This is a genomic window from Streptomyces sp. NPDC085946, from assembly GCF_044540485.1.
Lineage (GTDB): Bacteria > Actinomycetota > Actinomycetes > Streptomycetales > Streptomycetaceae > Streptomyces.
Genome location: NZ_JBITSF010000005.1, coordinates 35490 through 59647, shown reverse-complemented (window position 1 = coordinate 59647; position 24158 = coordinate 35490). Strand labels below are relative to the sequence as shown.

Here is a 24158-nt window from a genome sequence, read left to right as displayed (position 1 = left end):
AGACGCATGACCCCGGGTGACGCACCCGGACCGACGAAGAGGGCCCCGCAGACCGCTGCGGGGCCCTTCTCGTTGTCGACAAATACCCCGGCAGACCGGTCATTTCGAGCAGCGTGCGTCAACGCGCCACCCGAATCCCCGTGCTCCCCCGTCCCTCGAACCGGTGACGGAATGTCTCCATATCACTACCGGACGCTACCCTCACACGCGTGAAGCACTCCACCACCCCTCAGACGCGACGCGGCCGGGGCCCCGCCCGCCGGATCGGCCGCTCCCTCGCCCTCGTCCTGCCCGTCGTCCTGGTGCTCTCCGGCACCCTCGCGGTCACGCGGGTCAATTGGTCGGGGAACCCCGCCGACAGCCCCGTGCTGACCGCGGCGGACACCACCGCGCGGAAGGACTCCCCGCGGGCCGCCGAGCGCGCCCCGCAGGACGTGCTGCGCGACCGGCTGCTGACCGAACTCCAGGAGGAGGACCCGGGCGTCGCCCTCACCCACCTCCAGCAGGCCGTCAACGGCCGTCCCTCCCTGGCCCGGCACTGCACCTCGATCGCCCGCGCCCTCGGCCGCGCCGCGGTCCGGGTGTACGGCCCCACCCGCGCCCAGTCCTACGCGCGCCCGGTCTGCGACACCTCCTTCGCCACGGGCGTCGCCGCCGCGCACGGCTGACCGGGACCCGCCCGGTTCCCGGCACGGCGACGACCGGTCGGGCACGGGCTTCCGCCGCGGCCACGGGCGGGGCGCCACGTACAGTTCGGTCATGACCGATCCGAGTGCCGCGTCCCGCCCCGTCCAGGCCGTCGTCCTGGCCGGCGGTCAGGGTTCCCGCCTGCGCCCCTACACCGACGACCGGCCCAAGCCGATGGTCGAGATCCCCGGCACGGGGACGCCGATCATCGGCCATCAGCTCTCCTGGCTCGCCGCGGAGGGCGTCACGGACGTGGTGGTCTCCTGCGGCCACCTCGCCGAGGTCCTGCAGACCTGGCTGGACGGCGCCGACCTGCCCCTCTCCGTCACCACGGTCGTCGAGACGGAGCCCCTCGGCCGCGGCGGCGGACTCAAGTACGCCGCCGCGCACCTCCCGCACCCGGACCGGCCCTGGTACGCCACCAACGGCGACATCTGGACCCGTTTCTCGCTGCGCGACATGGCCGACTTCCACACCGAGCGGGACGCCGTCGCGACCCTCGCCCTGGCCCGCCCGCGCATCCCGTGGGGCGCCGTGAAGACGGACGGCTTCGGCCACATCACGGACTTCATCGAGGCCCCGCCCTCCACCTTCGAGATCAACGCGGGCGTGTACGTCTTCTCCCCCGAGTTCGCCGGCCTGCTCCCGGAGCGCGGCGACCACGAGCGCACCACGTTCCCGCACCTGGCCCGCGAACGCCGCCTGGCCGGCTTCCCCATCCCGCAGGGCTCCTACTGGCGCGCCATCGACACGGCGAAGGACCTGACCGAGGCCGCGAAGGAGCTGACCGGACAGGGCCGCTGACGCCCCGGCACGGCGGGCGAGCCGCTGCCCGCCCCGGACACCTCCGGTGCCCTCCGCGTACGCCGACGGGTCCCGCACACCGTGTGTGCGGGACCCGTCGGCGTACGCGGGCGGCCGGGCGCTACCCCAGGAGGCCGCCCACCAGGCCCGGCTGGCCGGAGGACGAGGAGCCGCTCCCGCCGCCGCTGCCGCCGCCGGTCGAGCCGCCGGTGCCACCGCCGGTCGTCCCGCCGCCGGAGGTCGGGCCGGAGCTGGTGCTCGGCGCCTGGCCGGCCGGGGAGGACTGCTGCTGGGGCGGGGCCTGGCCGGCGCTGCCCTGGGTCTGGCTGGGCGCGCCGCCGGTGACGGTGCCGGTCTCCCGGGCCGCGCCCGGGGTGGTCGCCGCGCCGGTGGACGGGCTGGCCGAACCGGCCGTGGCGCCGCCCCGGGCGGGCGCGGTGGCCGAGGCCGACGGGGTCTTCTTGTGCTGCCGCGCGCCGGGCTTCTGCGGGAGCGGGGAACCGGGCAGCTCGTTGCGCGGGGCCTCGCCGGGTCCGGGGACGACCACCCGGTCCGCGTCGCGGACGGCACCGCCGAGCAGGGAGCCGACCAGCAGGGTGAGCCCGGTGACGATCGCGGTGACCAGGGCGCCGCGGCGCAGCACGTAACGGCGCAGGTCCCACAGGTCGGCGCGGGGGCCGAGGCGGCGCCAGGCACTGCCGGCGAGGCGGCCGTCGACGGAGTAGACCGGGGCGCCGGCGATGATCAGCGGCGACCAGGCGGCGAGGTAGATGATGTCGGGGGTCTCGTAGGCGGGGACGCTCTTCCAGCTGACGGTGACCAGCAGCGCGGCCGACAGCAGCGCGCCCACCACGGCCGCGACCCGCTGCCAGCAGCCGAGGACCGTCAGCACGCCGACGATGACCTGCAGGAAGGCGATGACGAGCCCGGAGCCGACCGGGTGCTGCAGGGCGAACTGGCGCAGCGGCTCGGCGACTTCCCAGGGGTGCAGGGTGTTGAGCCAGGTGACCATGGAGCCGCGTGCGCCGCCGTCGAAGTAGACGGGGTCGCACAGCTTGCCCATGCCGGCGTAGAGGGAGATGAAGCCGAGGAAGACGCGCAGCGGCAGCAGCACGACCCCGAGGTTCATGCGGCGGCCCGGGTAGTAGGCGTGGCGCGCCGGGTCGTCGGCGTGCCGCCTGGACGACGGCTCGGTCCCGTCGCCGGCCGCCGGGTGGGCGCCGGTGTCCTGGAACTCCTCGTCGGCGTAGGCGGGTTCGTCGTAGGCGCTGCCCACCGTGCGCATGGGCGGCAGCAGCCGGGGCTCGCCGGCGCCGTGGGTGCGCTGGGGGCCGACGACGGGGGTCTCGACGGTCGTGGCGAGCTCGTCCTCGTAGCCGGTGCCGCCGTAGCCCGCGCCGCCGTAGCCGGTGCCGACGCGGGGGATGACCTGGGTGGCCCCGGCGTCGGAGGACGGCTCGTCGGCGTGCCGGACGCTCTCGCTCCGCACGGCCTGCAGGAGCCGGTGGGCGCCGGTGTCGTCCGGGGCGGACCGGCCGCTCCAGACGACGGGCCGGCGGCGGGCCCCGGTCGCGCCCGCCGGGCCCGCGCCCACCACGGGCATGCGGGCGGTGTCCTCGGCGGCGATCACGTGCCGTGCGATCCGAGGAGATCGGGTGCGCCGCGTCGAGGCGCCCAGCTGCACGCGGAAGCTCGCGTGGCTGACGATGACCTGCGCCGGATCGCTCGGCACCTTCACCATGCTCAGCGCGGGAGCGTCGTCGAGTCCCGACGAGCGGTCCCCCGTGGGTGTGCGGGGTGTTCTGGTGTCCACACTCATCTAACCGAGTGACGTGAGGTTAGGACACTGCCTTGACCCGCCGGATCTGTCCGGACCGCGTCAAGCCTGCCGGTACCTCCCGGAACACCCCGTACGGGTGATGTCGCCGAACGTCCGTGTCAGGCGCGGCGGCGGGCCGCCTCGTACAGCACGATGCCCGCCGCGACACCGGCGTTGAGCGACTCGGCGCCGCCCGGCATCGGGATCCGCACGCGGAAGTCGCAGGTCTCGCCGACCAGTCGGGACAGTCCCTTGCCCTCGCTGCCGACGACGACGGCGACCGGACCGGCCAGCGCGTCGAGCTCCCCGAGCTCGACCTCGCCGTCGGCGGCGAGCCCGACCACGGTGATGCCGGCCTTCTTGTACGCCTCCAGGGTCCGCGTCAGGTTCGTGGCCCGGGCGACCGGCGTCCGGGCGGCCGTACCGGCGGACGTCTTCCACGCACCGGCGGTCATGCCGGCGGCGCGCCGCTCGGGCACGACGACCCCGTGCCCGCCGAACGCGGCGACGGACCGCACGACGGCACCGAGGTTGCGCGGGTCGGTCACCCCGTCGAGGGCGACGATCAGCGGGTCCTCGCCCTCGTCGGCGGCGGCCTCGGCGAGGTCCTCCGGGTGCGCGTACTCGTACGGCGGGACCTGGAGGACGAGCCCCTGGTGGTTCAGCCCGTTCGTCATCCGGTCGAGCTCGGGGCGGGGCGCCTCCATGAGGTTGATCCCGCCGCGCTCCGCGGCCAGCTGGAGCGCCTCGCGCACCCGCTCGTCGTTGTCGATGAACTGCTGGACGTAGAGCGTCGAGGCGGGCACGCCCTCGCGCAGCGCCTCGACGACCGGGTTGCGGCCGACGACGAGCTCGGAGGTGCCCTTGGCGCGGGGTCCCTTGGTGCGGCTCTGCGCGCGGCGGGCCTTGGCCTGGGCGACGCGCTGCTTGACGTGGCCCTTGCGCATCTCGGCGGGCGGGGTCGGGCCCTTGCCCTCCAGGCCCCGGCGCCGCTTGCCGCCACTGCCGACCTGCGCGCCCTTCTTGCCGGACATGCGGCGGTTGTTCGCGGCCATGAGCTACCCGTCTCCGTGAGGTGTGCGTACGTACGTGTCTATGCAGTGTGCCGCCCGGGGAGCCGGGCGGCACAATCGATCTTGCCCGGCCCCGCCCGGGCGCCGCGCTCAGCGCGAGCCGAGCGTCCAGCGCGGTCCCTGCGGGCTGTCCTCGATGACGAGCCCGGACTGGTTCAGCTGGTCGCGGATGGCGTCCGCGGTGCCCCAGTCCTTGCGCGCCCGGGCGGCCTCGCGCTGGTCGAGCACCATGCGGACGAGCGTGTCGACGACACCGTGCAGGTCCTCGCCCCGGTCGTTCTCCCCGGCCCACTGCGGGTCGAGCGGGTCCAGGCCGAGGACGCCGAGCATCGCGCGCACCTCGGCGAGGCGGGCGACGGCGGCCTCCTTGTCGTCGGCGGCCAGCGCGGAGTTGCCCTGCCGGACGGTGGTGTGCACGACGGCGAGGGCCTGCGGCACGCCCAGGTCGTCGTCCATCGCCTCGGCGAAGGCGGGCGGCACCTCGGCGGCGGGCTCGACCGCGCCGGCCTTCTCCACCACGCGCTGCACGAACCCCTCGATCCGCGCGAACGCGGACTCGGCCTCGCGCAGGGCCTCCTCGCTGTACTCGATGGTCGAGCGGTAGTGCGGCGTGCCCAGGTAGTAGCGGAGCACGATCGGCCGCCACTGCTTGACCATCTCGCTCACCAGCACCGAGTTGCCGAGCGACTTCGACATCTTCTCGCCGCTCATGGTGACCCAGGCGTTGTGCACCCAGTACTGGGCGAAGTCGTCGCCGTACGCCTTGGCCTGCGCGATCTCGTTCTCGTGGTGCGGGAAGATCAGGTCGAGACCGCCGCCGTGGATGTCGAACGCGCTGCCCAGGTACTTGTGCGCCATCGCGGAGCACTCCAGGTGCCAGCCCGGACGGCCCCGTCCCCACGGCGTCTCCCAGTCGGGCTCGCCGGGCTTGGCGGCCTTCCACATGGCGAAGTCGCGCGGGTCCCGCTTGCCGGTGATGCCCTCCTCGGCGGGCTGGCGCAGCTCGTCCAGGTCCTGCTTGGACAGCTCCAGGTACGAGGGCCAGGACCGTACGTCGAAGTACACGCTCCCGTCCGCCTCGTACGCGTGCCCGCGCTCGATCAGGGTGCGCATCATCTCGACCATCTCGGTCACGTGCCCGGTGGCCCGCGGCTCGTAGGTCGGCGGCAGGCAGCCCAGCACGGAGTAGCCGTCGTTGAAGGCGCGCTCATTGGCGTACCCGATGGCCCACCAGGGGCGGCCCTGCTCGGCCGACTTGGTGATGATCTTGTCGTCGATGTCGGTGACGTTGCGGACGAACGTCACCTCGTAGCCGCGGTACTCGAACCAGCGGCGCATGATGTCGAAGTTCAGCCCCGACCGGATGTGCCCGATGTGCGGAGCGGCCTGCACGGTGGCGCCACAGAGGTAGATCGAGACACAACCCGGCTGGAGCGGGGTGAAATCACGGATCTGCCGGGCGCTGGTGTCGTACAGGCGAATAGTCACCACTCCAGGGTAGTGGGCGGAGGGGTGTGCCTCGGGACTTCCCCCACGAAGCGGCATGTATTCGTGACGCCGTGCGCGGCGGGGGGTGGCGGGGTCAGCCGCTCGGCCGGCCGGGCCGGGCGGGCCCGGGGCCGCAAGGGGCGGAGCCCCCGCCGGGTCCGGGGCGGGGGCGGCCTCCCGGCCCACCGCGGCGGGCGGGTGGGCCGGGAGGGCTCAGGTGCGGACGACCAGGGCCGTGGCGATCGCCATCAGCCCCTCGCCCCGTCCGGGGAACCCCAGCCCGTCCGTCGTCGCCCCGGACACCGACACCGGCGCCCCGACCGCCTCGGACAGCACCTTCTCCGCTTCCGCCCGCCGCTTCCCGATCTTCGGCCGCGGCCCGACCACCTGCACGGCGACGTTCCCGATCCGGAACCCGGCCTCCCGCACGATCCGCGCCGCCTCCGTCAGCAGCACCACCCCGGACGCCCCCGACCACTCGGGCCGCCCGGTGCCGAAGTGCTGCCCCAGGTCCCCCGTCCCGGCGGCGGAGAACAGCGCGTTGCAGGCCGCGTGCGCGACGACGTCCGCGTCGGAGTGCCCGGCCAGCCCGGACCCCTCCCCCTCCCACTTCAGCCCCGCGCACCACAGCTCCCGCCCCTCCTCGAAGGCGTGGATGTCGGTCCCGATGCCGACCTGCGGCAGCACGACCCCGCCGGAAGCGGTCTCAGAAGCCATCGTTCAGCCTCCTGCGCGCCAGCACCGCCTCCGCGAGCACCAGGTCCAGGGGACGCGTCACCTTGAACGCCTCCTCGTGCCCCGGCACCGCCACCACCGTCAGCCCGAGCCGCTCGACCATCCCGGCGTCGTCGGTGACGTCCCCGCCGACCTCCGCGTGCGCCCGCACGAGCGTCGCCCGGTCGAACCCCTGCGGCGTCTGCACCGCCCGCAGCCGCGCCCGCTCCGGCGTCGCCACCACCGGCTCGGGGTCGCCGGGCGTCTGCGCCGGCTCGACCTCCTTGACGGTGTCCGCGAGCGGCAGCGCGGGCACCACGGCCGGCGCCCCCTCGCGCACCGCCTCGATCACGGCGTCCACCGTGTCGACCGGCACCAGCGGCCGGGCCGCGTCGTGCACCAGCACGATGTCGTGGCCGGCCGGCAGCGCGTCCAGGCCGAGCCTCACCGACTCCTGCCGGGACCGGCCGCCCGGGACGACGAGGAAGTCCGTCCGCTCGGGCAGGGCGTGCGAGTCGAGCAGCGACCGCACCTCCCCGGCGCCGTCCGGCGGGGCCACGACGACCACGAGGGAGACGTGGCGGGACGCGGCCATCGCGCGCACCGCGTGGATGAGCATGGGCGTGCCGCCCAGCGCGCGCAGCGCCTTGGGGGCACCCGGACCGAGGCGTACACCTCGGCCGGCGGCCGGGATCACGGCTGCCGTACGGAGGGCCGTACGGGCCGCCGACGGCGTAGAACGCGAATCGTCAGACATCGGTTCCTGTCAGGTTTGTGCGCTTGGCCTACGTGGGTATGGCCCTGTGGGTACCCCCTGCTCGGCAACGGCCGGGCGCTCGGGGGAGTGCCGGGCGCGACGCCTTGACCAGCCCCTTCCGTGACACTGGTCGAGCCGCTCGCCCCGGCCCGGCACGTCAGGTGGCGGGGGCCTGCGCCGGCCCGTCCCCTGTCGTACGGCGTCTGGGTACGAACATGCCGCAGCGCCCGGCGACAACGGATACGTCATCGGGCACCGCGGCATTTCGATGTGCTGCGAAGTGCTGAACGAACGAGCCTCACCCCGGTTAGGAGGCGAGCACCTCGTCGAGCAGGGCCTCGGCCTTGTCCTCGTTGGTGTTCTCCGCGAGGGCCAGCTCGCTCACCAGGATCTGGCGCGCCTTGGCGAGCATGCGCTTCTCACCGGCGGAGAGTCCGCGCTCGCGCTCACGACGCCACAGGTCACGCACGACTTCCGCGACCTTGATGACGTCGCCCGAGGCGAGCTTCTCCAGGTTTGCCTTGTAGCGACGGGACCAGTTCGTGGGCTCCTCGGCGTACGGCGCGCGCAGCACCTCGAAGACCCGGTCCAGCCCGTCCTGACCGACCACATCACGCACGCCGACGAACTCCGCATTGTCCGCTGGCACACGTACCGTCAGGTCACCCTGGGCGACCTTCAGCACCAAGTAGGTCTTGTCCACGCCTTTGATCTGGCGAGTTTCGATAGCCTCGATCAGCGCGGCCCCGTGATGGGGATAGACCACGGTGTCGCCAACCTTGAACGTCATGTGACAGGTACCCCTTCCGTGGCTATCCAGGGTAACACGGATACGGCGTCTTCTGAATGACGTTTTCGCAGGTCAGGGCATATCTCGGGGCTTGACAACAGCGACAGGAACGTGCTGCGCCCGGTGAACGGAAGAAGGTATTCGCAGGTCGGAGCCACTCTCCGGGTCAAGTGAAACGCGTACGTTACACGCATCCCGGCCCCCCTCCGAACGGCCGAACATCCCGATATGTCCGGTTCCGCGTGTTCGACTTCCGCTACTCCGTTCGGTGGCCCGAGCCGGGTTCCGGACGATTCCGAAATTGATCACGAGACGGCCGGCCGGGCACCGGGTGATCAATTCCACGGCGCCGCCCGCGCATTCCCGCGGGGAATTTTCGCGGTACTCGCGGGGGTGCTTATGTGAATGGCGGACGCGGGCGGGCCAATGTGACGGGAGGGGCGCTCGTGACCCGGCCGGCCCCGGGGTGTCGGGGGGTCGGGTGCGGCCGCGCGGCCCCGGCTCGGTAACCTAAGGCCGCTGACAGACACTTAGGGCGGCTTCACCCCTCGGCCGCCGCCTCGCTCAAGTCAAGGAGTTGCCGCCGCCGTGAGCAGCAGCCTTCGACGCGGCGCCCTCGCCGCCGCCGCCATCGCAGTCTCGATCGCCTCGCTCGCCGCGTGCGGCGCCGGCCACAACGCCCAGTCCCTGCAGATCAAGCCGGACAACGCGGCGACGACCGTCGGCGAGATCAAGGTGCAGAACGCCGTCGTCATCACGCAGCCCGACCTCGAGTCGACCGGCCCGGCCGTGGTGTCCGCCACCCTGTTCAACGGGGGCGACACCGACCAGAAGCTGGAGTCGATCACCCTTCCGGGCCTCGACCAGACCGCCGAGCTCAAGCCCGCCCAGGGCAGCGGGGACCTCGTCGTCCCGGCCGGCGGCTCGCTGATCCTCGGCGGCAAGGACAACGCCACCGCGACCCTGCCCAGCAGCCGCGAGGCCACCGAGGACGGCAACCTGCAGAAGGTCACCTTCACGCTCAGCGAGACCGGTGACGTGAGCCTGGACGCCTTCGTCGTCCCGGCCGAGGGCTACTTCTCCGAGTGGGGCCCGGCCGAGGTGCCGGCCGCGCCGGGCGCCTCCGCCGAGCCGTCGGGCACCCCGTCCGAGGGCGCGTCGGCCTCGCCGGGCGCGTCGCAGTCCCCCGGCGCGTCGGGCGCCCCGGCCGACCCGGCGTCGGCGAGCGCGTCGGCCACCGAGTCGGCCGCCGGCACCGCCGGGCACGAGTCGGCCGCCGGTCACTGAGCGGACGTACGAGAAGGGCGGGACCTCCCCGGGAGGTCCCGCCCTTTCGTCGTCGTACGGGAATCTCGTCGTCGTACGGGCACAGCGGCGTACGGGCCGGCCCGCCGCGGGTCGTCACGACCCGGCGGGCCGTCGTACGGGCCGGTCTACGGCTCGAACTTGTAGCCGAGGCCGCGGACCGTCACCAGGTAGCGCGGCGCGCCCGGGTCCGGCTCGATCTTGGCGCGCAGGCGCTTGACGTGGACGTCGAGGGTCTTGGTGTCGCCGACGTAGTCGGCGCCCCAGACGCGGTCGATGAGCTGCATGCGGGTCAGCACGCGGCCGGCGTTGCGCAGCAGCATCTCCAGGAGGTCGAACTCCTTGAGCGGCAGGTCGATCTTGGTGCCGCCCACGGTGACGACGTGCCGGTCGACGTCCATGCGGACCGGTCCGGCCTCCAGCGCGGCCGGGGCGACCTCCTCCGGCTCGCCGCGGCGGCGCAGCACCGCGCGGATGCGGGCGACGAGCTCCCGCGAGGAGAACGGCTTGGTGACGTAGTCGTCGGCCCCTATCTCCAGGCCGACGACCTTGTCGATCTCGCTGTCCTTGGCGGTCACCATGATGACGGGGACGTTGGAGCGGCCGCGCAGCTGGCGGCACACCTCGGTGCCCGGCAGCCCGGGCAGCATCAGGTCGAGGAGGACGAGGTCGGCGCCGTTGCGCTCGAACTCGTCGAGTCCGTCGGGCCCGGTGGTCGCGACGGCGACCTCGAAGCCCTCCTTGCGGAGCATGTACGACAGGGCGTCGGAGAAGGACTCCTCGTCCTCGACGACGAGCACACGGGTCACGGAAGGACCTCCGGAGCAGGAAGCGTTGCGTACGCGGTGGAATCGGGGGATGAAGGGGTGGACCGCCCGGCCTCTGCGGTGAGGCCCGCGCCTCCTGCGCGTTCGTCACGGGCGGGCTGCTGATGTGCGCGGTCGCGGGCCGCACCGGCCTCCGGCAGCCGCAGGGTGAAGGTGGAGCCCTGTCCCTCGGCGCTCCACACCGTGACCTCCCCGCCGTGCGAGGCGGCCACGTGCTTCACGATCGCGAGGCCCAGGCCCGTGCCGCCGGTGGCCCGGGAGCGGGCCGGGTCGACGCGGTAGAAGCGCTCGAAGATGCGCTCCTTGTCCTTGTCGGAGATGCCGATGCCCTGGTCGGTGACGGCGATCTCGATCATGTCACCGCCGGGCGCGGCCACGCTGCGGCACGCTATGCCGACGCGGGTGCGGGCGGGCGAGTAGTTGACGGCGTTCTCGACGAGGTTGCCGAGGGCGGCGGCGAGCTGGCCGCGGTTGCCCCAGACGGCGTGGTCGGCGGTGCCGCCGGCGGCCATGGTGATCTGCTTGGTGGAGGCCGCGTGCCGGCAGCGGTCGATGGCCTCGGCGACCAGTTCGTCGACGCGGACCGGCTCGGCGTCCTCCAGCGGGTCGTCGTTCTGCACCCGGGAGAGGTCGATGAGCTCCTGCACCAGGTTGGTCAGGCGGGTCGCCTCGATCTGCATCCGCCCGGCGAAGCGCTGCACGGCCTCGGGGTCGTCGGAGGCGTCCATGACGGCCTCGGACAGGAGGGACAGCGCGCCGACGGGGGTCTTGAGCTCGTGGCTGACGTTGGCGACGAAGTCGCGCCGCACCGCCTCGATCCGGCGGGCCTCGGTGAGGTCCTCGACGAGCAGCAGCACCAGCCGGGAGCCGAGCGGCGCCACGCGCGCGGAGACGGCGAGGGCCTCGCCCCGTCCGGTCCCGCGCCGCGGGAGGTCCAGCTCGACCTGCCGTATCTCCCCGTCCCGCCGGGTGTCCCGAGCCATCTGGAGCATCGGCTCGATGGCGAGCTTGCCGCCGCGGACCAGTCCGAGGGCGTACGCGGCGGAGCTGGCCTTGACCACGCCGTCGGCCTCGTCGAGGACGACGGCCGAGGAACGCAGCACCGACAGCACGGTGTCCACGCCCGGCGGAAGCACGGGATCGGTGTGCAGGGAAGTACGTGTGGGGCGCTTCTGCTCGCGCTCGCTCCAGCGGAACGCGAGCATGGCGATGACACCGGTGAGCACTCCGGCGATCGCTGCCGCTGCGGCGACCGCCGCGTTCACGTCCATGCCTCCAGGTTAGGCATGGCATCCGGCCCGGCCACAGCCGCCGGAGGGCGAGCTCGAACACTCGTCGCCCAGAGTTCACCTTGGAGCCAGGGATGGTTCATTTGGGATGACGGAAACGGACGCGTACGGGGCAGAACGTGGGAGCGTGGGGTGCGAGCACCCCGGAAGTCGACGCACGAGAGGGAACCTGATGCGGGACGCGTACCACGAGGAACTGGACTCGATCGGCGACGGTCTGGTGGACATGGCCCGGCTGGTCGGGTCGGCCATCGGGCGTGCCACCACGGCGATCCTCGACGCCGACCTGAAGCTGGCCGAGAGCGTGATCGAGGCCGACCAGAAGATCGACGAGCTCCAGCACGAGCTGGAGGCCCGGGCGATAGCCCTGCTGGCGCGGCAGCAGCCGGTGGCGACCGACCTGCGGATCGTCGTCACCTCGCTGCGCATGTCCGCCGACCTGGAGCGCTCCGGCGACCTCGCCCAGCACGTGGCGAAGCTCGCCCGGCTGCGCTACCCCGAGCGCGCGGTCCCGCAGGACCTGCACGCCACCATCCTGGAGATGGGCCAGCTCGCCCAGCGCCTGATGGCCAAGGCGGCCGAGGTGATCATCACCAAGGACGTCGACCTGGCGCTCCAGCTGGAGCAGGACGACGACGCGATGGACCTGCTGCACCGCGCGCTGTTCCAGCACCTGATGGACGACCGCTGGAAGCACGGCATCGAGACGGCCGTCGACGTCACGCTGCTCGGCCGCTACTACGAGCGCTTCGCCGACCACGCGGTCTCGGTCGCCAAGCGGGTGGTGTACCTGGTGACGGGCGAGCACGCGGACGAGCTCCAGGCGGAGATGCAGTCGGTGACGGGCGTGGAGGGAGCCTGACCGGCCGCGGCCGACCCGGCGCCTGAACAGGCGCTGGGAGGCCGGCCAGGGCGCGTGCGAGCCTCTGTGCGCCGTTGATGCGCCCAGCCGACCGGGCGTCCAATGGGCACAGGCACCAGCCTTGAGGAGGGACCATGAGCGAATCCCCCGGCACGACGCCCGACCCGACGCAGGAACGGCGGACCGAGCAACCCGCCGAGATCAGGAACCTGACGCTGATAGGCGCGTGCGGCTGCGGCTCGGGCTGCGGCTGCGGGTGTCAGTCGGGCAATCCCTGCCAGTGCGGCTGACCGCGCGCACGGCGGACCGCGGACGACGTCGAAGGGCCCCGGCACGGGTTGCCGGGGCCCTTCGGGTTGCTGGAGCCCTTCGGGTTGCCGGGGCCCTTCGGGTTGCCGGGGCCCGGGTGGTCCCCGGTGGCTTTCGGAGGCCGGGGCCCACGGGGTCGCCGCCCCGGCGGTGCGGGCGCAGCATGGAAGAGAAGGCCCAGCCGAGCGCACGGGGGAGAAGGAGGTGCGTGGCCATGCCCAAGTTCATGGACGTCCACCACGGCATGAAGGGCATCACCGAGGAGGAGCTGCGCCGGGCCCACGACGCCGACCTCGCCATAGAGGAGGACGAGCGCGTCCACTTCGAACAGGCCTGGGCGGACCCGGAGTCGGGCACGGTCTACTGCCTGTCCGAGGCGCCGTCGGCCGACGCGGTCCAGCGCATCCACGAGCGGGCCGGCCACAAGGCGGACGAGGTGCACGCGGTGCCGCTGGTGGTGCGGTGAGCCCGCGGGCGGCCCGCCGCTCCTCGCCGGGGGCGCGGTCCGCAGTCCCGGCGCCCCGCCGGGCTCAGGCCGCGCCGGCCTGAGCCTTCGTGCCGTCGGCCGGGGCCCGCACCGCGCCCGGCTCCCGCTCCGGGTCCGGCTCCCGCTCCGTCTCCGGCTCCTCCTCCGGCAGCCGCCGCATCAGCAGCCCGTACCCGGCGCCGGCCACCGTGCCCACCACCGCGCACATCCCCCACAGCCACTCCGCGCCGAGCCGGTCGATGACGAAGCCGGACATCAGCGGGGCGACGAGCGAGGCGACGGACCAGGACATGGTGTACATGCCCTGGTAGCGCCCGCGGCCCCGCGCCGGGGAGAGGCGCACGACCAGGCCGGTCTGGGTCGGGGCGTTGACGATCTCGGCGAGGGTCCACACGCACACGGTGAGCGCGAACACGCCGACCGACCCGGCGAAGGCGGTGAGGCCGAAGCCGTACCCGGCGAGCAGGGAGGAGACCACCAGCAGCCGTCGCGCGTCCCGGTGCTGGATGAACCGGGTGACCGGGATCTGGAGCGCGACGATGAGGACGCCGTTGACGGCGATCACCAGGCCGTAGTCGGCGGGGCTGAAGCCGGCCTCGCCCATGGCCACGGGCAGACCGACCGAACCCTGCTGGAAGACCAGCGCGACGAGGAAGGACAGCCCGACCACGGCCATGAAGCGCCCGTCGCGCAGCACGGTGCCCAGGTGGACGCCGTCCTCCCGGCTCTCCCGGCCGGTGCCGGCCGGCCGGGACTCCGGCACCTTCAGGAAGACGACGATCGCGCAGGCCAGCGTCATGCCCGCTTCCAGCAGGAACCCGGCGCGGTAGCTGACCTCCGCGATGAAGCCCGCGGCCATGGAGGAGACGGCGAAGCCGAGGTTGATCGCCCAGTAGTTGAGGGAGAAGGCGCGGATGCGGTCCTCGGGCCGGACGATGTCGGCCATCATCGCCTGCACGGCGGGCCGGGAGGCGTTGCTCGCCATGCCGACGAGGAGGGCGACGGCGGCGATGGCGAGCGGGTGGTGCACGAACCCGAGCAGCGCGACGGACAGGGCCGTGGAGACCTGCGCGACGAGCAGGGTCGGCCGCCGTCCCAGCCGGTCGGTCATCACCCCGGCGCCCAGCGAGGAGACGACCCCGCCGAGGCCGTGCAGGGCGGCGACGAGACCGGCGTACGAAGCGGAGTAGCCGCGGTCGAGGGTGAGGTACAGCGCCATGAAGGTGGCGACGAAACCGCCGAGCCGGTTGACGAGGGTGCTGGTCCACAGCCACCAGAACGCGGGGGGCAGCCCCGCGACGGTCTCCCGGACGACGCGTCCGGCTCGGGCGTACGGCATGAGGGTCCCCCACGGATGTAAGCGGCTCTGGCGGTGACCACACCTTACGAAGGGTCCCTTCCGGGGGGCCACCGGATTAACAGATCCCGTCAAACGTCCGGCCTGCGGGCGGGGCGCGCGAGCGATCGGGGGGTTCGATTACGCTCGGGGCCATGGCCGACGCACCGTACAAGCTGATCCTCCTCCGCCACGGCGAGAGCGAGTGGAACGAGAAGAACCTGTTCACCGGCTGGGTGGACGTCAACCTCACCGCGAAGGGCGAGAAGGAGGCGACGCGCGGCGGCGAGCTGCTCAAGGACGCCGGCCTGCTTCCCGACGTGGTCCACACGTCCCTCCAGAAGCGAGCGATCCGCACCGCGCAGCTCGCCCTCGAGTCCGCCGACCGCCTCTGGATCCCGGTCCAGCGCTCCTGGCGCCTGAACGAGCGGCACTACGGCGCCCTGCAGGGCAAGGACAAGGCGCAGACCCTGGCCGAGTTCGGCGAGGAGCAGTTCATGCTCTGGCGCCGCTCGTACGACACCCCGCCGCCGCCGCTGGACCGCGACGCCGAGTACTCCCAGTTCTCCGACCCGCGCTACGCGACCCTGCCGCCGGAGCTGCGCCCGCAGACGGAGTGCCTGAAGGACGTCGTCGTCCGCATGCTCCCGTACTGGTTCGACGCCATCGTCCCCGACCTGCTGACCGGCCGCACGGTCCTGGTCGCCGCCCACGGCAACAGCCTGCGCGCCCTGGTCAAGCACCTGGACGGCATCTCCGACGCCGACATCGCGGGCCTGAACATCCCCACGGGCATCCCGCTGGCCTACGAACTCGACGCCGACTTCAAGCCGCTGACCCCGGGCGGCCGCTACCTCGACCCGGACGCCGCCGCGGCGGCGATCGAGGCGGTCAAGAACCAGGGCAAGAAGAAGTAAGCCCCATCGATCAAGCCCCCTGCCCGCGGTCCCCCGCGGGCAGGGGGCTTGTTTCCGTGCCGGTGGCCGTCGTCGGGTCGTCCGCCGTTCGTCTTTCCTACTCCCGGCGGCTCAGTGCCCGGCGGATCAGTAGGAACGCGGCGACGGCGATCAGGGTCATGCCCATGAGGATCACGATCACCCCGATGACGACCAGGACCGTCCCCAGCAGGATCAGGATCGTCCCGATGACGAGAAGGAGCAGCGCGAGGACGGTCACGGTCGCCTCCTCTCCCCCTTCCCGACTCTGACTCGGTCTCGCCCTCCTGTAAACATTCCGGGCGAATCCGACTCAATCGGTCACCGGGGTACGCGCCCCGTGCGGCCGGGTGCGGCCGGGCCGCCAGGCGTACGTGCCGGGGGACGTCTCCACGACCTCCTGGGGGAAGACCTCGCGCACCCGGGCGAGGAGAGCCCGCTGCTCCGCCGCCCAGTCCCCGGGGAGCGACGGCAGCAGGACGGTGATCCTGGTTCCCGTCGCCGGGCCGTCGTGCACGGCCACCCCGAGGCCGCCCCGCCCGGCCGGCCCGACGGACACCGACGGTGTGCGTCCCGAGTCGAGCCACTCGGCGCAGCGGCCGGACTCCAGGGCCGACAGGGCGTCCTCCCAGTCCTCCAGGTCCTCGGGGAGGAGGGCCACCGGGAAGACCGCGCGGCCGGACTCCGACTCGACGGCGATCTCGCCGTCGAGGACGTCGTGGTCGGGCAGCACGCCGGGCCGGGCGCGTCCCCGCACCCGTACGGTGAGGCCGCGGCCCGGGCGGTCGGTCAGGCGGATCAGGTCGACGGCGTCCCGCGGTGCGTCCATGCTCGTCTCCGAGTGCGTGTCGTCCGAATGCGTTCCAGGGGGAGCAGACATCATGGCCCACCGCTCCCGGCCGGCCGCCCGCGCCGTTCACGGATGCATCCGCGCCCCCTTCACCGCCTTGTCCACGGCGTTCCGCGGTCCGTACACCGCCATGCCCACCAGGTCCAGCTCCCCCGTCCGCACGGCCCGCACCGCCGCGCGGTTGTCGCGGTCGTTGCCGGTGGTGAAGAGGTCGGAGGTGAAGACCGCCCGGGGCAGGGCGCGGGACAGCACGCGCGCGTGGGCCGTGGTGAGCACCTCCTTGGTGGCCTCGAAGACCAGCACCGGCTGGCGGAACATCCGCAGGTAGGGCACCCCGTCCGCGTCCTCGTACGGTTCCCCGACCACCTCGGGGACCTCGGTGCCGAGACCGCTGACCAGGAAGGCGGTGACGTTCAGGCGCTGCCAGGGCTCCAGGTCCTCGCGCAGCAGGACGGCGATCTTCGTGTCGAAACGCAGGGGCTGCTCAGTGCTCATGCACCGAGGGTGCCGACCGGCCGGCCGCGGCGTCTTGTACGTTCTTTGCATGGGCCTTCGCACGGGCGCGCCGGAGAACGACGTCTCCGCCTGGCGGCCCCGCATCCCGGGTGTCGTCGAGGTCTTCCACGCCCGGTTCACCGAGTACGCGTACCCGATGCACGTCCACGAGGCGTGGACGCTGCTGATCGTCGACGACGGGGCGGTGCGGTACGACCTCGACCGGCACGAGCACGGCACCCCGCTCGACACCGTGTCGCTGCTGCCGCCGCACGTGCCGCACAACGGCGCGCCCGCCACCCCCGACGGCTTCCGCAAGCGGGTGCTCTACCTCGACGGCACCCACCTGCCGCACGACCTGATCGGGGCGGCCGTGGACGGGCCCGACCTGCGCGACCCCCTGCTGCGGCGGCGCGTGGGGCAGCTGCACGCCGCGCTCGTGCGGCCCGGCGACGAGCTGGAGGCCGAGAGCCGGCTGGCCTTCGTCGGGGAGCGGCTGCGGGCCCGTCTGCGGCCCAGGGACCCGGCGGACCCCGCGCGCCGCGACCCGGTGCTCGCCCGCCGGATGCGCGAACTGCTCGACGCGCGGGTCGTCGAGGGGCTCCGCCTGGACGAGGCCGCCGCGCTGCTGCACGCCCATCCCGCCCATCTCGTACGGGCGTTCAGCGGTGCGTACGGCATCGCGCCGCACCAGTACCTGATGTCGCGGCGGGTGGGGCGCGCCCGGCGGCTGCTCCTGGAGGGCCGGCCGCCCGGTCAGGTCGCGGCCGCCACCGGCTTCCACGACCAGGCCCATCTGACCCGGCACTTCCGCAGACTGGTGGGGGTGACGCCCGGGCGGTACCGGGCGAGCGGGCCCTGAGGAGCCGGGCCCGGGGCGGTCAGTCGGTCGGCCGTTCCAGCAGGCGGGTGAACGCCTCCAGGTTGCGCGTCGACTCGCCGCGCTCCACGCGCCACGCGTACTCCTTGCGGATCGCGGACGCGAAACCCAGCTCCAGCAGGGTGTTGAAGCTGCCGTCGGCGGCCTCCAGGACCTGCCCGAGCAGGCGGTCGACCTCGTCGGCGGTGACGGCGGACAGCGGCAGCCGTCCGGTGACGTAGACGTCGCCGTGCCGGTCCACGGCGTAACTCACCCCGTACAGCTTGAGGTTGCGTTCCAGGAGCCAGCGGTGGACGGCCGGCTCGTTCTCGTCGGGGTGGCGGATGACGAAGGCGTTCAGCGACAGGGAGTGGCGGCCGACGATGAGGGAGACCGTCGTCGACAGCTTGTGGGTGCCGGGGAGTTTGACGACGTAGGTGCCGTCCGCGGGGCTCTCCCACTCCAGTTCGGCGTCCTTCAGGGCTTCTTCGACGACCTGGGCGGCCCGCTGCTCTGTCTCAGCCATGGTGGGAGCGTACGTGACGGCGGTGGGCCTGCGTCGCGGCCGTGTAGACGTCCGCGGTGGCGGCGGCCGCGGTGTCCCAGCCGAAGGACTGGGCGTGCCGGGCCGCGGCCTCGCCCATCCGGGGCGTCAGGTGCGGGTCGTCGGCGAAGGAGCGCAGCACGCGCGCGTAGGCGGCCGGGTCGTGCCCGTCGACGAGGAAGCCGGTGTGCCCGTCGCGCACGGCGACCGGGAGGCCGCCGACCGCGGCGGCGAGCACCGGGGTGCCCGCGGCCTGGGCCTCTATGGCGACCAGGCCGAAGGACTCGCTGTAGGAGGGCATCACCAGCACGGAGGCGGCGCGGAACCAGTCCGCGAGCTGGTCCTGGCCGACCGGCGGGCGGAACCGTACGACGTCCGCGATGCCGAGGCGGGCGGCGAGCTTCTGCAGGCCCTCGGGTTTGGTGAGGCCGCTGCCGCTGGGGCCGCCGACGACCGGGACGACGATGCGGGAGCGCAGGTCGGGGCGCTCGTCCAGGAGGACGGCGACCGCGCGCAGCAGCACGTCGGGGGCCTTCAGGGGCTGGATGCGGCCGGCGAAGAGCGGGACCAGGGCGTCCTGCGGCAGGCCGAGGCGGGCGCGGGCGGCGGCCCGGCCGTCGCCGGGCGAGAAGCGGGAGAGGTTCACGCCCGGGTGGACCACGGCGACCTTCGCCGGGTCGGCGGAGTAGTGCCGGACGAGTTCGCCGGCCTCCTCGGCGGTGTTGGCGATGAGCCGGTCCGCGGCGGTCACGATCTGGGTCTCGCCGATGACGCGGGCGGCGGGCTCGGGGGTGTCGCCGTCGGCGAGGTTGGCGTTCTTGACCTTGGCCATGGTGTGCATGGCGTGCACCAGGGGGACGCCCCAGCGCTGGGCGGCGAGCCAGCCGACGTGGCCGGAGAGCCAGTAGTGGGAGTGGACCAGGTCGTAATGGCCGGGTCGGTGGCCGGCCCAGGCCTGCATCACGCCGTGGGTGAAGGCGCACAGCTGGGCCGGGAGGTCCTCCTTGGCCAGGCCCTCGTAGGGGCCGGCGTCGACGTGCCGGACCAGCACGCCGGGCGCGAGCTGGACGGCCGGCGGGAGGGCGGCGGCGGTCGCGCGCGTGAAGATCTCGACCTCGATGCCGAGGGCGGCCAGGCGCTGCGCGAGCTCCACGATGTAGACGTTCATGCCGCCCGCGTCGCCGGTGCCCGGCTGGTGCAGCGGGGAGGTGTGCACGGAGAGCATGGCCACGCGGCGGGGCCTGCGGTGCAGCCTGAGGCGCGGCGGCGTGGCCGGGGAACGCCGGCCGAGCCTCGCGGCGTACTGGCTCACGTGGCGTTCCTCCTCGCTGTGGGCATGCCGGGCGGAGGGTGTGGGGCCCTCGGCAAGCTGCAACGCCGGAGCGTGTCGTTCCATTTCCGGGTCCGCGATTTTTGCCCAATCATTACCGGTCCTCGCTCAACCGTTCGACAGCTAGGTGCGCGGCGCCGGGGCTCCGCGCGTCCGCCGCGGCCCGGGTGCCCGCATACCCTCGTAGGCATGACACCCCGCGCCGCTTCCCTCCCCCGCTCCCGGCGTCGCCCGGGCGGGGGGACCCCGGTCGTGGGGACGGTGACGCGCGGGACGACCAACCCCAACCGGCTGCGCCGCATGGACCGCTGGATCGCGGCCGCGCACGGCGCGGCCCTGCGCCGCGCCGCCGACCCCGTCGCGGTCGACCTCGGGTACGGCGCCGCCCCCTGGACCGCGGTGGAACTGCTGCACCGGCTGCGCACCGCCGCCCCGCGCGTGCGCGTGGTCGGCATCGAGATCGAACCGGCCCGGGTGGCGGCGGCCCTGCCCTACGCGCGCGAGGGCCTCACCTTCCGGCACGGCGGGTTCGAGCTCCCGATCGCCGAGCGGCCCCACCTCGTGCGCGCCGCCAACGTGCTGCGCCAGTACGACGAGGAGCAGGTCGCCGCCGTCTGGGAGGGGCTGTGCGCCCGGCTGGCGCCCGCCGCGCCGGACGCGCCCGGCGGGCTGCTGGTGGAGGGCACCTGCGACGAGATCGGACGCCGGCACGTGTGGGTCGCCCTCGGCCCCGAGGGCCCGCGCACGGTCACCTTCGCGGCCCGGCTCGGCTCCCTGGAACGCCCCTCCGACCTGGCGGAACGCCTCCCGAAGGCGCTGATCCACCGCAACGTGCCCGGCGAGCCGGTGCACGCCTTCCTGCGCGACTTCGACCGCGCCTGGGCGGCCGCCGCGCCCTACGCCTCCTACGGCGCCCGGCAGCGCTGGATCCGGGCCGTGCGGGACCTGACGGCCGACTGGCCGGTGGCGGACGGGCCGGTGCGGTGGCGGCAGGGCGAAGTGACCGTCCGCTGGGAGGCGTTGGCGCCGCGGCGGCCGGCCGTCTGAGCCGCGGGGAACGATCCCCGTGAGCCGTTCGTCACACGAGCGGGGACGCGGCACGCGAACGGGGGGATCACGGCGCACGGGCGGAGGGACCGGGGCGGCGGGAGTCAGCGGGGCCCGCGGCGGGAAGGGACGGAGGAGAGCGGGAAGCGCGGCCTCTGTCGCTTTGCCCGCCGACATGGCAGCATCCCCCGGGCGGCCGTAAGTTACTGACGGTTAACCAGGTGGGGGGCTGAGGTATGCGTACGGGCAGGCGTGGTCTGATCACGGCGGCGGTGACCGTGGTCTGCGCGGTCACCGTGCTGGCGGCACCGGGCACGGCGTTCGCCAGCCCGAGTCCCCCGCCCTCGCCGAGCACCGGTTCGGCCCCCGCGCCCGGCAGGGACCTCGAAGCCGTCCGCGAGAAGCTCGACACGCTCTACCGCGCGGCGGCCGTGGCCACCGACGCGTACAACGCCGCCGAGGAGAAGGCCGAGAAGCAGTCCGCCGAGGTCGTCCGGCTGGCCAAGAAGATCGCCGAGGGCCGGGAGCGGCTGGCCGGGCTGAAGGACCGCGCGGGCGCCGCGGCCCGCGCCCAGTACCGCACGGGCGGACTGCCGCCCGAGGCGCACCTGGTGCTCAGCGACGACCCGCAGGACTTCCTCGACGGCACGCGCCGGGTGCGCCAGGGCCAGCACGCCACCAAGGGCCTGCTGGGCGAACTGGCCCGCACCCAGGAGGACCTGGAGCAGTACGCCCGGGACGCCTCCGCCCAGTGGCGGAAGCTGGAGGCGGGCCGCAAGGCCAAGGCCTCCGCGCAGGAGAAGGTCGAGAAGCAGATCGCGGCGGCCAAGAAGCTGGAGTCCGAGCTGGAGAAGGAGGAACGGGAGCGCCTCGCCGCGCTGGAGCGCCGGGCCGCCCAGCGGGCGCAGACCGCCTGGCTCGGCTCCGGCATCCTCGACGAGCTCACCGGCAAGGCCACCGAACAGGGCAGGAAGGCGGTCGAGTACGCCGTCGCCCAGACCGGCAAGCCCTACCGGTGGGGCGCGGAGGGCCCGGAGGCGTACGACTGCTCGGGCCTGACCTCGCAGGCCTGGGCGTCGGCCGGGCGGGGCATCCCGCGCACCTCGCAGGAGCAGTGGAAGCGGCTCCGGCACGTCCCCGTCGAGGACATGCGCCCCGGCGACCTCGTCATCTACTTCGACGACGCCAGCCACGTCGGCCTGTACATCGGCGACGGCTCGATCGTGCACGCCCCGCGCCCCGGGCGCACGGTGACGGTCGCGGGCGCCGGCTCCATGCCGATCCTCGGGGTGGTGCGGCCGGACACGGCGGAGTAGAGGAGGGCCTCGGCAGCCGGACACGGCGGGGCAGAGGGGGTCGTGGCGGCCGCCACGGGGGTCTGGAGAAGGGCTCCGGTGCGGGCACATCGCCCGGCCCCGGCCCGGTGACCCGCACCACGTGACACAGCCCACGCCCAACACCCCACGAAACGCCCCCGGGACGTGACCTTCGTCATCCCCTCGGCGTTCCCGCGCTGTCCAACTGCGGCGGATACCTGGGCATATGACAGCGGACGCCGGCCGAGCGGCGTGCCTCACACCATTCCGCTGCGGCGCCGACACCCGCTATGGTCCCCGTCGGTGGGTCGAGACCCCTCGTCCCCGCCGTGCCCTCGGGGGGAGGGAAGGAACCCAAGACGATGCCCGTACCCGTACCGCGGCAGAGAGCGATCCCGGCCGTGGAGAGTGGTCAGGCGCAGGCCGCGACCCTGAGCGGCGGCACCTCCAAGGACTCCTTGGCGGCCGCTGCGCCCCAGGGAGACAAGGCCGAGAACACCGCGGACGCCGCCCACACCAACCTGACGCTGCTGCTGATCGAGGACGACCCGGCCGGTTCGCCGATCGTGCCGGACCTGCTCGACCAGGCCGGCAAGCCGATCCGCGTCCGCACCGCCCGCAACCTCACCGAGGCCGGGCGGCTGCTCACCGACGACGTCCACTGCATCCTGCTGGACCTGGCGCTGCCGGCGCCCGGCCGGGCGGGCGGCACGGACGACGAGCTCGCCGTGCTCAAGCACGTCCTGGAGCTCGCGCCCCGGCACGCCGTGCTGGCGCTCACCGCGTCCGGCGACGCCGAGCGCGGCGCGGAGGCCGTGCGCGTCGGCGCCCAGGACTACCTGTTCCGCGACGAGCTGGACGGCCGGCTGCTGAGCCGGGCGATCCGCTACGCGGTGGAGCGCAAGCGTTCCGAGTCGGCCGAGCGCCGGCTCGCCGAGGGGCGCATGCGCGCCCAGGAGAACCGCCGCCTGGAACGCGGCCTGCTGCCGACGCCCCTCCTGGAGGGCTCCTCGCTGCGGTTCGCCGCCCGCTACCGCCCCGGCCGCTCGCGCGCGCTGCTCGGCGGTGACTTCTACGACGTGGTCCGCACCCCGGACGGCACCGTGCACGCCATGATCGGCGACGTCTGCGGGCACGGCCCGGACGAGGCCGCGCTCGGCGTGGAGCTGCGCATCGCCTGGCGCGCGCTGACCCTGGCGGGCCTGTGCGGCGACCAGCTGCTCGGCACGCTCCAGCAGGTGCTGGAGCACGAGCGCGCGGACGACGAGATCTTCGCGACCCTGTGCACGGTGGACATAGCGCCGGACGGGCGCCGCGCGGGCCTGTGCCTGGCCGGCCACCCGTCGCCGCTGCTCGCCCGCCCCGGCCTGCCCGCGCGGCTGCTGCCGTACGACAACAACGGCCCGGCCCTCGGTCTGCTGCCGGGTGCCCGCTGGCCGCGGATGCAGGTGGAGCTGGGCGCCGAGTGGAGTCTGATGCTCTACACCGACGGCCTGATCGAGGGCCGTGTCGGCGACAGCCGGGAGCGGCTCGGCCAGGACGGCATGGTGGACATGGTTCGCCGCCAGCTCGCCGAGGGACGGCGCGGCGAGGAACTGCTGCAGGCGGCGGTGAACGAGGTCCGCGCCCTCAACGGCGGCGAACTGACGGACGACGTGGCGGTCCTGCTGCTGGACCGGGTGCCGTAGCGGTCACCGGCGGACGGCACCGGCGCCCGGGTCCGGCGGGCGGCCCGTCGGGCGGGACCGCCCGCGGTCACCCCGTCGGGCGGCGGCGCGTTCCGGTCCCCCGGATGGCCCTGCCTTCCGCCTCCCGCCGGGCGGCACGCCCCGGACCGGGACGCCCGCGGGGCGGTGCCCCGCGGACCGGCCGCGGCTCAGCGCCCGCCGTTGTACGGGCCGTACGGGCCGTCGCTGCTGGAGCCCTTGCGGCTGCGGCCGCCACCGGGCAGGCCCCGCAGGGCGGGCCGGACGTCGACCATGTAGACGATCGTCGCGATGAGGCCGATGATCGGCAGGAACGACAGGATCGGGAAGATCAGGTTCACCACGAAGACGAGCCCCAGGATGAGCAGCCAGAAGGGCTTGGTCTTCTTGTCGGCCGCCCGGTAGGCGTCCTCGCGGCGCGTGGCGGCGTCGATCAGCGCGAAGCCGCTGAACACGATCAGAGCCATGTGCAGCAGCCACATGAGACTCGCGAAGCCCTCCATCAGCACAACGTCCACCACCCGACTCG

At 73.6% G+C, this 24158-nt stretch carries 26 protein-coding genes; 11 read left to right on the top strand and 15 right to left on the bottom strand.

Annotated elements, in window-relative coordinates:
• Positions 1-209: 209 nt before the first annotated feature.
• Entirely contained in the window at positions 210-668 is a 459-nt protein-coding gene (locus ACIF8T_RS12505; protein ID WP_400034055.1) for a hypothetical protein, read from the top strand.
• A 91-nt stretch (positions 669-759) separates the two neighbouring features.
• Positions 760-1491 carry an NDP-sugar synthase gene (locus tag ACIF8T_RS12500; RefSeq protein WP_400034053.1) on the top strand — a complete coding sequence of 244 codons (732 nt, stop codon included), beginning with the start codon at positions 760-762 and terminating at the stop codon, positions 1489-1491.
• Positions 1492-1612: 121 nt separating this feature from the next.
• Here ACIF8T_RS12500 and ACIF8T_RS12495 read toward each other — a convergent pair whose 3' ends face one another.
• The 6 genes from ACIF8T_RS12495 to ACIF8T_RS12470 all read right to left on the bottom strand — a co-directional run bounded on the left by ACIF8T_RS12495 (position 1613) and on the right by ACIF8T_RS12470 (position 8132).
• Positions 1613-3310 carry a DoxX family membrane protein gene (locus ACIF8T_RS12495; protein ID WP_400034051.1) on the bottom strand — a complete coding sequence of 566 codons (1698 nt, stop codon included), beginning with the start codon at positions 3308-3310 and terminating at the stop codon, positions 1613-1615.
• Positions 3311-3429: 119 nt separating this feature from the next.
• The gene (gene rlmB / locus ACIF8T_RS12490; protein WP_400034049.1) at positions 3430-4365 is read right to left on the bottom strand and encodes a 23S rRNA (guanosine(2251)-2'-O)-methyltransferase RlmB; all 936 of its coding nucleotides are present in this window, start codon (positions 4363-4365) and stop codon (positions 3430-3432) included.
• Positions 4366-4473: 108 nt separating this feature from the next.
• On the bottom strand, positions 4474-5871 hold the full coding sequence (gene cysS, locus ACIF8T_RS12485; RefSeq protein WP_400034047.1) for a cysteine--tRNA ligase: 1398 nt from the start codon (positions 5869-5871) through the stop codon (positions 4474-4476).
• Positions 5872-6084: 213 nt separating this feature from the next.
• The gene (gene ispF / locus ACIF8T_RS12480; RefSeq protein WP_400034045.1) at positions 6085-6588 is read right to left on the bottom strand and encodes a 2-C-methyl-D-erythritol 2,4-cyclodiphosphate synthase; all 504 of its coding nucleotides are present in this window, start codon (positions 6586-6588) and stop codon (positions 6085-6087) included.
• Positions 6578-7342, bottom strand: coding sequence for a 2-C-methyl-D-erythritol 4-phosphate cytidylyltransferase (ispD, locus tag ACIF8T_RS12475; protein ID WP_400034043.1), 765 nt, complete (start codon positions 7340-7342; stop codon positions 6578-6580). The genes ispF and ispD overlap by 11 nt, the downstream gene beginning before the upstream one ends.
• 307 nt (positions 7343-7649) lie before the next feature.
• Complete coding sequence (locus ACIF8T_RS12470) at positions 7650-8132, bottom strand: CarD family transcriptional regulator (RefSeq protein ID WP_003953493.1); 483 nt, start codon at positions 8130-8132, stop codon at positions 7650-7652.
• A 588-nt stretch (positions 8133-8720) separates the two neighbouring features.
• On the opposite strand from ACIF8T_RS12470, the gene ACIF8T_RS12465 reads away from it, so the two are divergent.
• The gene (locus ACIF8T_RS12465; protein ID WP_400034041.1) at positions 8721-9419 is read left to right on the top strand and encodes a DUF461 domain-containing protein; all 699 of its coding nucleotides are present in this window, start codon (positions 8721-8723) and stop codon (positions 9417-9419) included.
• Positions 9420-9565: 146 nt separating this feature from the next.
• Here the strand turns inward: ACIF8T_RS12465 and ACIF8T_RS12460 are convergent, their stop codons facing one another.
• Both ACIF8T_RS12460 and ACIF8T_RS12455 read right to left on the bottom strand, forming a co-directional pair.
• The gene (locus ACIF8T_RS12460; RefSeq protein ID WP_019326704.1) at positions 9566-10246 is read right to left on the bottom strand and encodes a response regulator transcription factor; all 681 of its coding nucleotides are present in this window, start codon (positions 10244-10246) and stop codon (positions 9566-9568) included.
• Positions 10243-11535: a sensor histidine kinase gene (locus ACIF8T_RS12455; RefSeq protein ID WP_400034038.1), complete on the bottom strand. Its 1293-nt coding sequence runs from the start codon at positions 11533-11535 to the stop codon at positions 10243-10245. Before ACIF8T_RS12455 ends, ACIF8T_RS12460 begins: the two co-directional genes overlap by 4 nt.
• A gap of 190 nt (positions 11536-11725) precedes the next feature.
• On the opposite strand from ACIF8T_RS12455, the gene phoU reads away from it, so the two are divergent.
• From phoU to ACIF8T_RS12440, 3 genes are all read left to right on the top strand, one after another.
• On the top strand, positions 11726-12415 hold the full coding sequence (gene phoU, locus ACIF8T_RS12450; protein WP_400034036.1) for a phosphate signaling complex protein PhoU: 690 nt from the start codon (positions 11726-11728) through the stop codon (positions 12413-12415).
• Between the two features lie 134 nt (positions 12416-12549).
• Entirely contained in the window at positions 12550-12705 is a 156-nt protein-coding gene (locus tag ACIF8T_RS12445) for a hypothetical protein (RefSeq protein ID WP_400034034.1), read from the top strand.
• Between the two features lie 233 nt (positions 12706-12938).
• Positions 12939-13190, top strand: a complete 252-nt coding sequence (locus ACIF8T_RS12440; protein WP_400034032.1) for an SCO4226 family nickel-binding protein — start codon at positions 12939-12941, stop codon at positions 13188-13190.
• Positions 13191-13254: 64 nt separating this feature from the next.
• Here ACIF8T_RS12440 and ACIF8T_RS12435 read toward each other — a convergent pair whose 3' ends face one another.
• On the bottom strand, positions 13255-14550 hold the full coding sequence (locus tag ACIF8T_RS12435) for an MDR family MFS transporter (RefSeq protein WP_400034030.1): 1296 nt from the start codon (positions 14548-14550) through the stop codon (positions 13255-13257).
• Between the two features lie 152 nt (positions 14551-14702).
• On the opposite strand from ACIF8T_RS12435, the gene ACIF8T_RS12430 reads away from it, so the two are divergent.
• Entirely contained in the window at positions 14703-15464 is a 762-nt protein-coding gene (locus ACIF8T_RS12430) for a phosphoglyceromutase (RefSeq protein ID WP_400034028.1), read from the top strand.
• A 97-nt stretch (positions 15465-15561) separates the two neighbouring features.
• Here ACIF8T_RS12430 and ACIF8T_RS12425 read toward each other — a convergent pair whose 3' ends face one another.
• From ACIF8T_RS12425 to ACIF8T_RS12415, 3 genes are all read right to left on the bottom strand, one after another.
• On the bottom strand, positions 15562-15723 hold the full coding sequence (locus ACIF8T_RS12425) for a hypothetical protein (RefSeq protein WP_400034026.1): 162 nt from the start codon (positions 15721-15723) through the stop codon (positions 15562-15564).
• A 72-nt stretch (positions 15724-15795) separates the two neighbouring features.
• A complete protein-coding gene (locus tag ACIF8T_RS12420) occupies positions 15796-16311 on the bottom strand; it encodes a DUF5959 family protein (protein ID WP_400034024.1) in 516 nt (171 codons plus the stop codon).
• 87 nt (positions 16312-16398) lie between these two features.
• Entirely contained in the window at positions 16399-16827 is a 429-nt protein-coding gene (locus ACIF8T_RS12415; RefSeq protein WP_400034022.1) for a DUF2000 family protein, read from the bottom strand.
• Between the two features lie 49 nt (positions 16828-16876).
• Between ACIF8T_RS12415 and ACIF8T_RS12410 the strand changes: the two genes are divergently transcribed.
• Positions 16877-17689, top strand: coding sequence for an AraC family transcriptional regulator (locus ACIF8T_RS12410; protein ID WP_400034021.1), 813 nt, complete (start codon positions 16877-16879; stop codon positions 17687-17689).
• Positions 17690-17708: 19 nt separating this feature from the next.
• Here the strand turns inward: ACIF8T_RS12410 and ACIF8T_RS12405 are convergent, their stop codons facing one another.
• Both ACIF8T_RS12405 and mshA read right to left on the bottom strand, forming a co-directional pair.
• Positions 17709-18212, bottom strand: a complete 504-nt coding sequence (locus tag ACIF8T_RS12405; RefSeq protein WP_400034019.1) for a YbjN domain-containing protein — start codon at positions 18210-18212, stop codon at positions 17709-17711.
• Entirely contained in the window at positions 18205-19542 is a 1338-nt protein-coding gene (gene mshA / locus ACIF8T_RS12400; RefSeq protein WP_400034017.1) for a D-inositol-3-phosphate glycosyltransferase, read from the bottom strand. The genes ACIF8T_RS12405 and mshA overlap by 8 nt, the downstream gene beginning before the upstream one ends.
• A 270-nt stretch (positions 19543-19812) precedes the next feature.
• Between mshA and ACIF8T_RS12395 the strand changes: the two genes are divergently transcribed.
• From ACIF8T_RS12395 to ACIF8T_RS12385, 3 genes are all read left to right on the top strand, one after another.
• On the top strand, positions 19813-20607 hold the full coding sequence (locus tag ACIF8T_RS12395) for a class I SAM-dependent methyltransferase (RefSeq protein ID WP_400034015.1): 795 nt from the start codon (positions 19813-19815) through the stop codon (positions 20605-20607).
• A gap of 236 nt (positions 20608-20843) precedes the next feature.
• The gene (locus tag ACIF8T_RS12390) at positions 20844-21923 is read left to right on the top strand and encodes an NlpC/P60 family protein (protein WP_400034013.1); all 1080 of its coding nucleotides are present in this window, start codon (positions 20844-20846) and stop codon (positions 21921-21923) included.
• Between the two features lie 362 nt (positions 21924-22285).
• A complete protein-coding gene (locus tag ACIF8T_RS12385) occupies positions 22286-23611 on the top strand; it encodes a PP2C family protein-serine/threonine phosphatase (protein ID WP_400034011.1) in 1326 nt (441 codons plus the stop codon).
• 188 nt (positions 23612-23799) lie between these two features.
• Here the strand turns inward: ACIF8T_RS12385 and ACIF8T_RS12380 are convergent, their stop codons facing one another.
• On the bottom strand, positions 23800-24132 hold the full coding sequence (locus ACIF8T_RS12380) for a DUF2516 family protein (RefSeq protein WP_400034707.1): 333 nt from the start codon (positions 24130-24132) through the stop codon (positions 23800-23802).
• Positions 24133-24158: the final 26 nt, after the last annotated feature.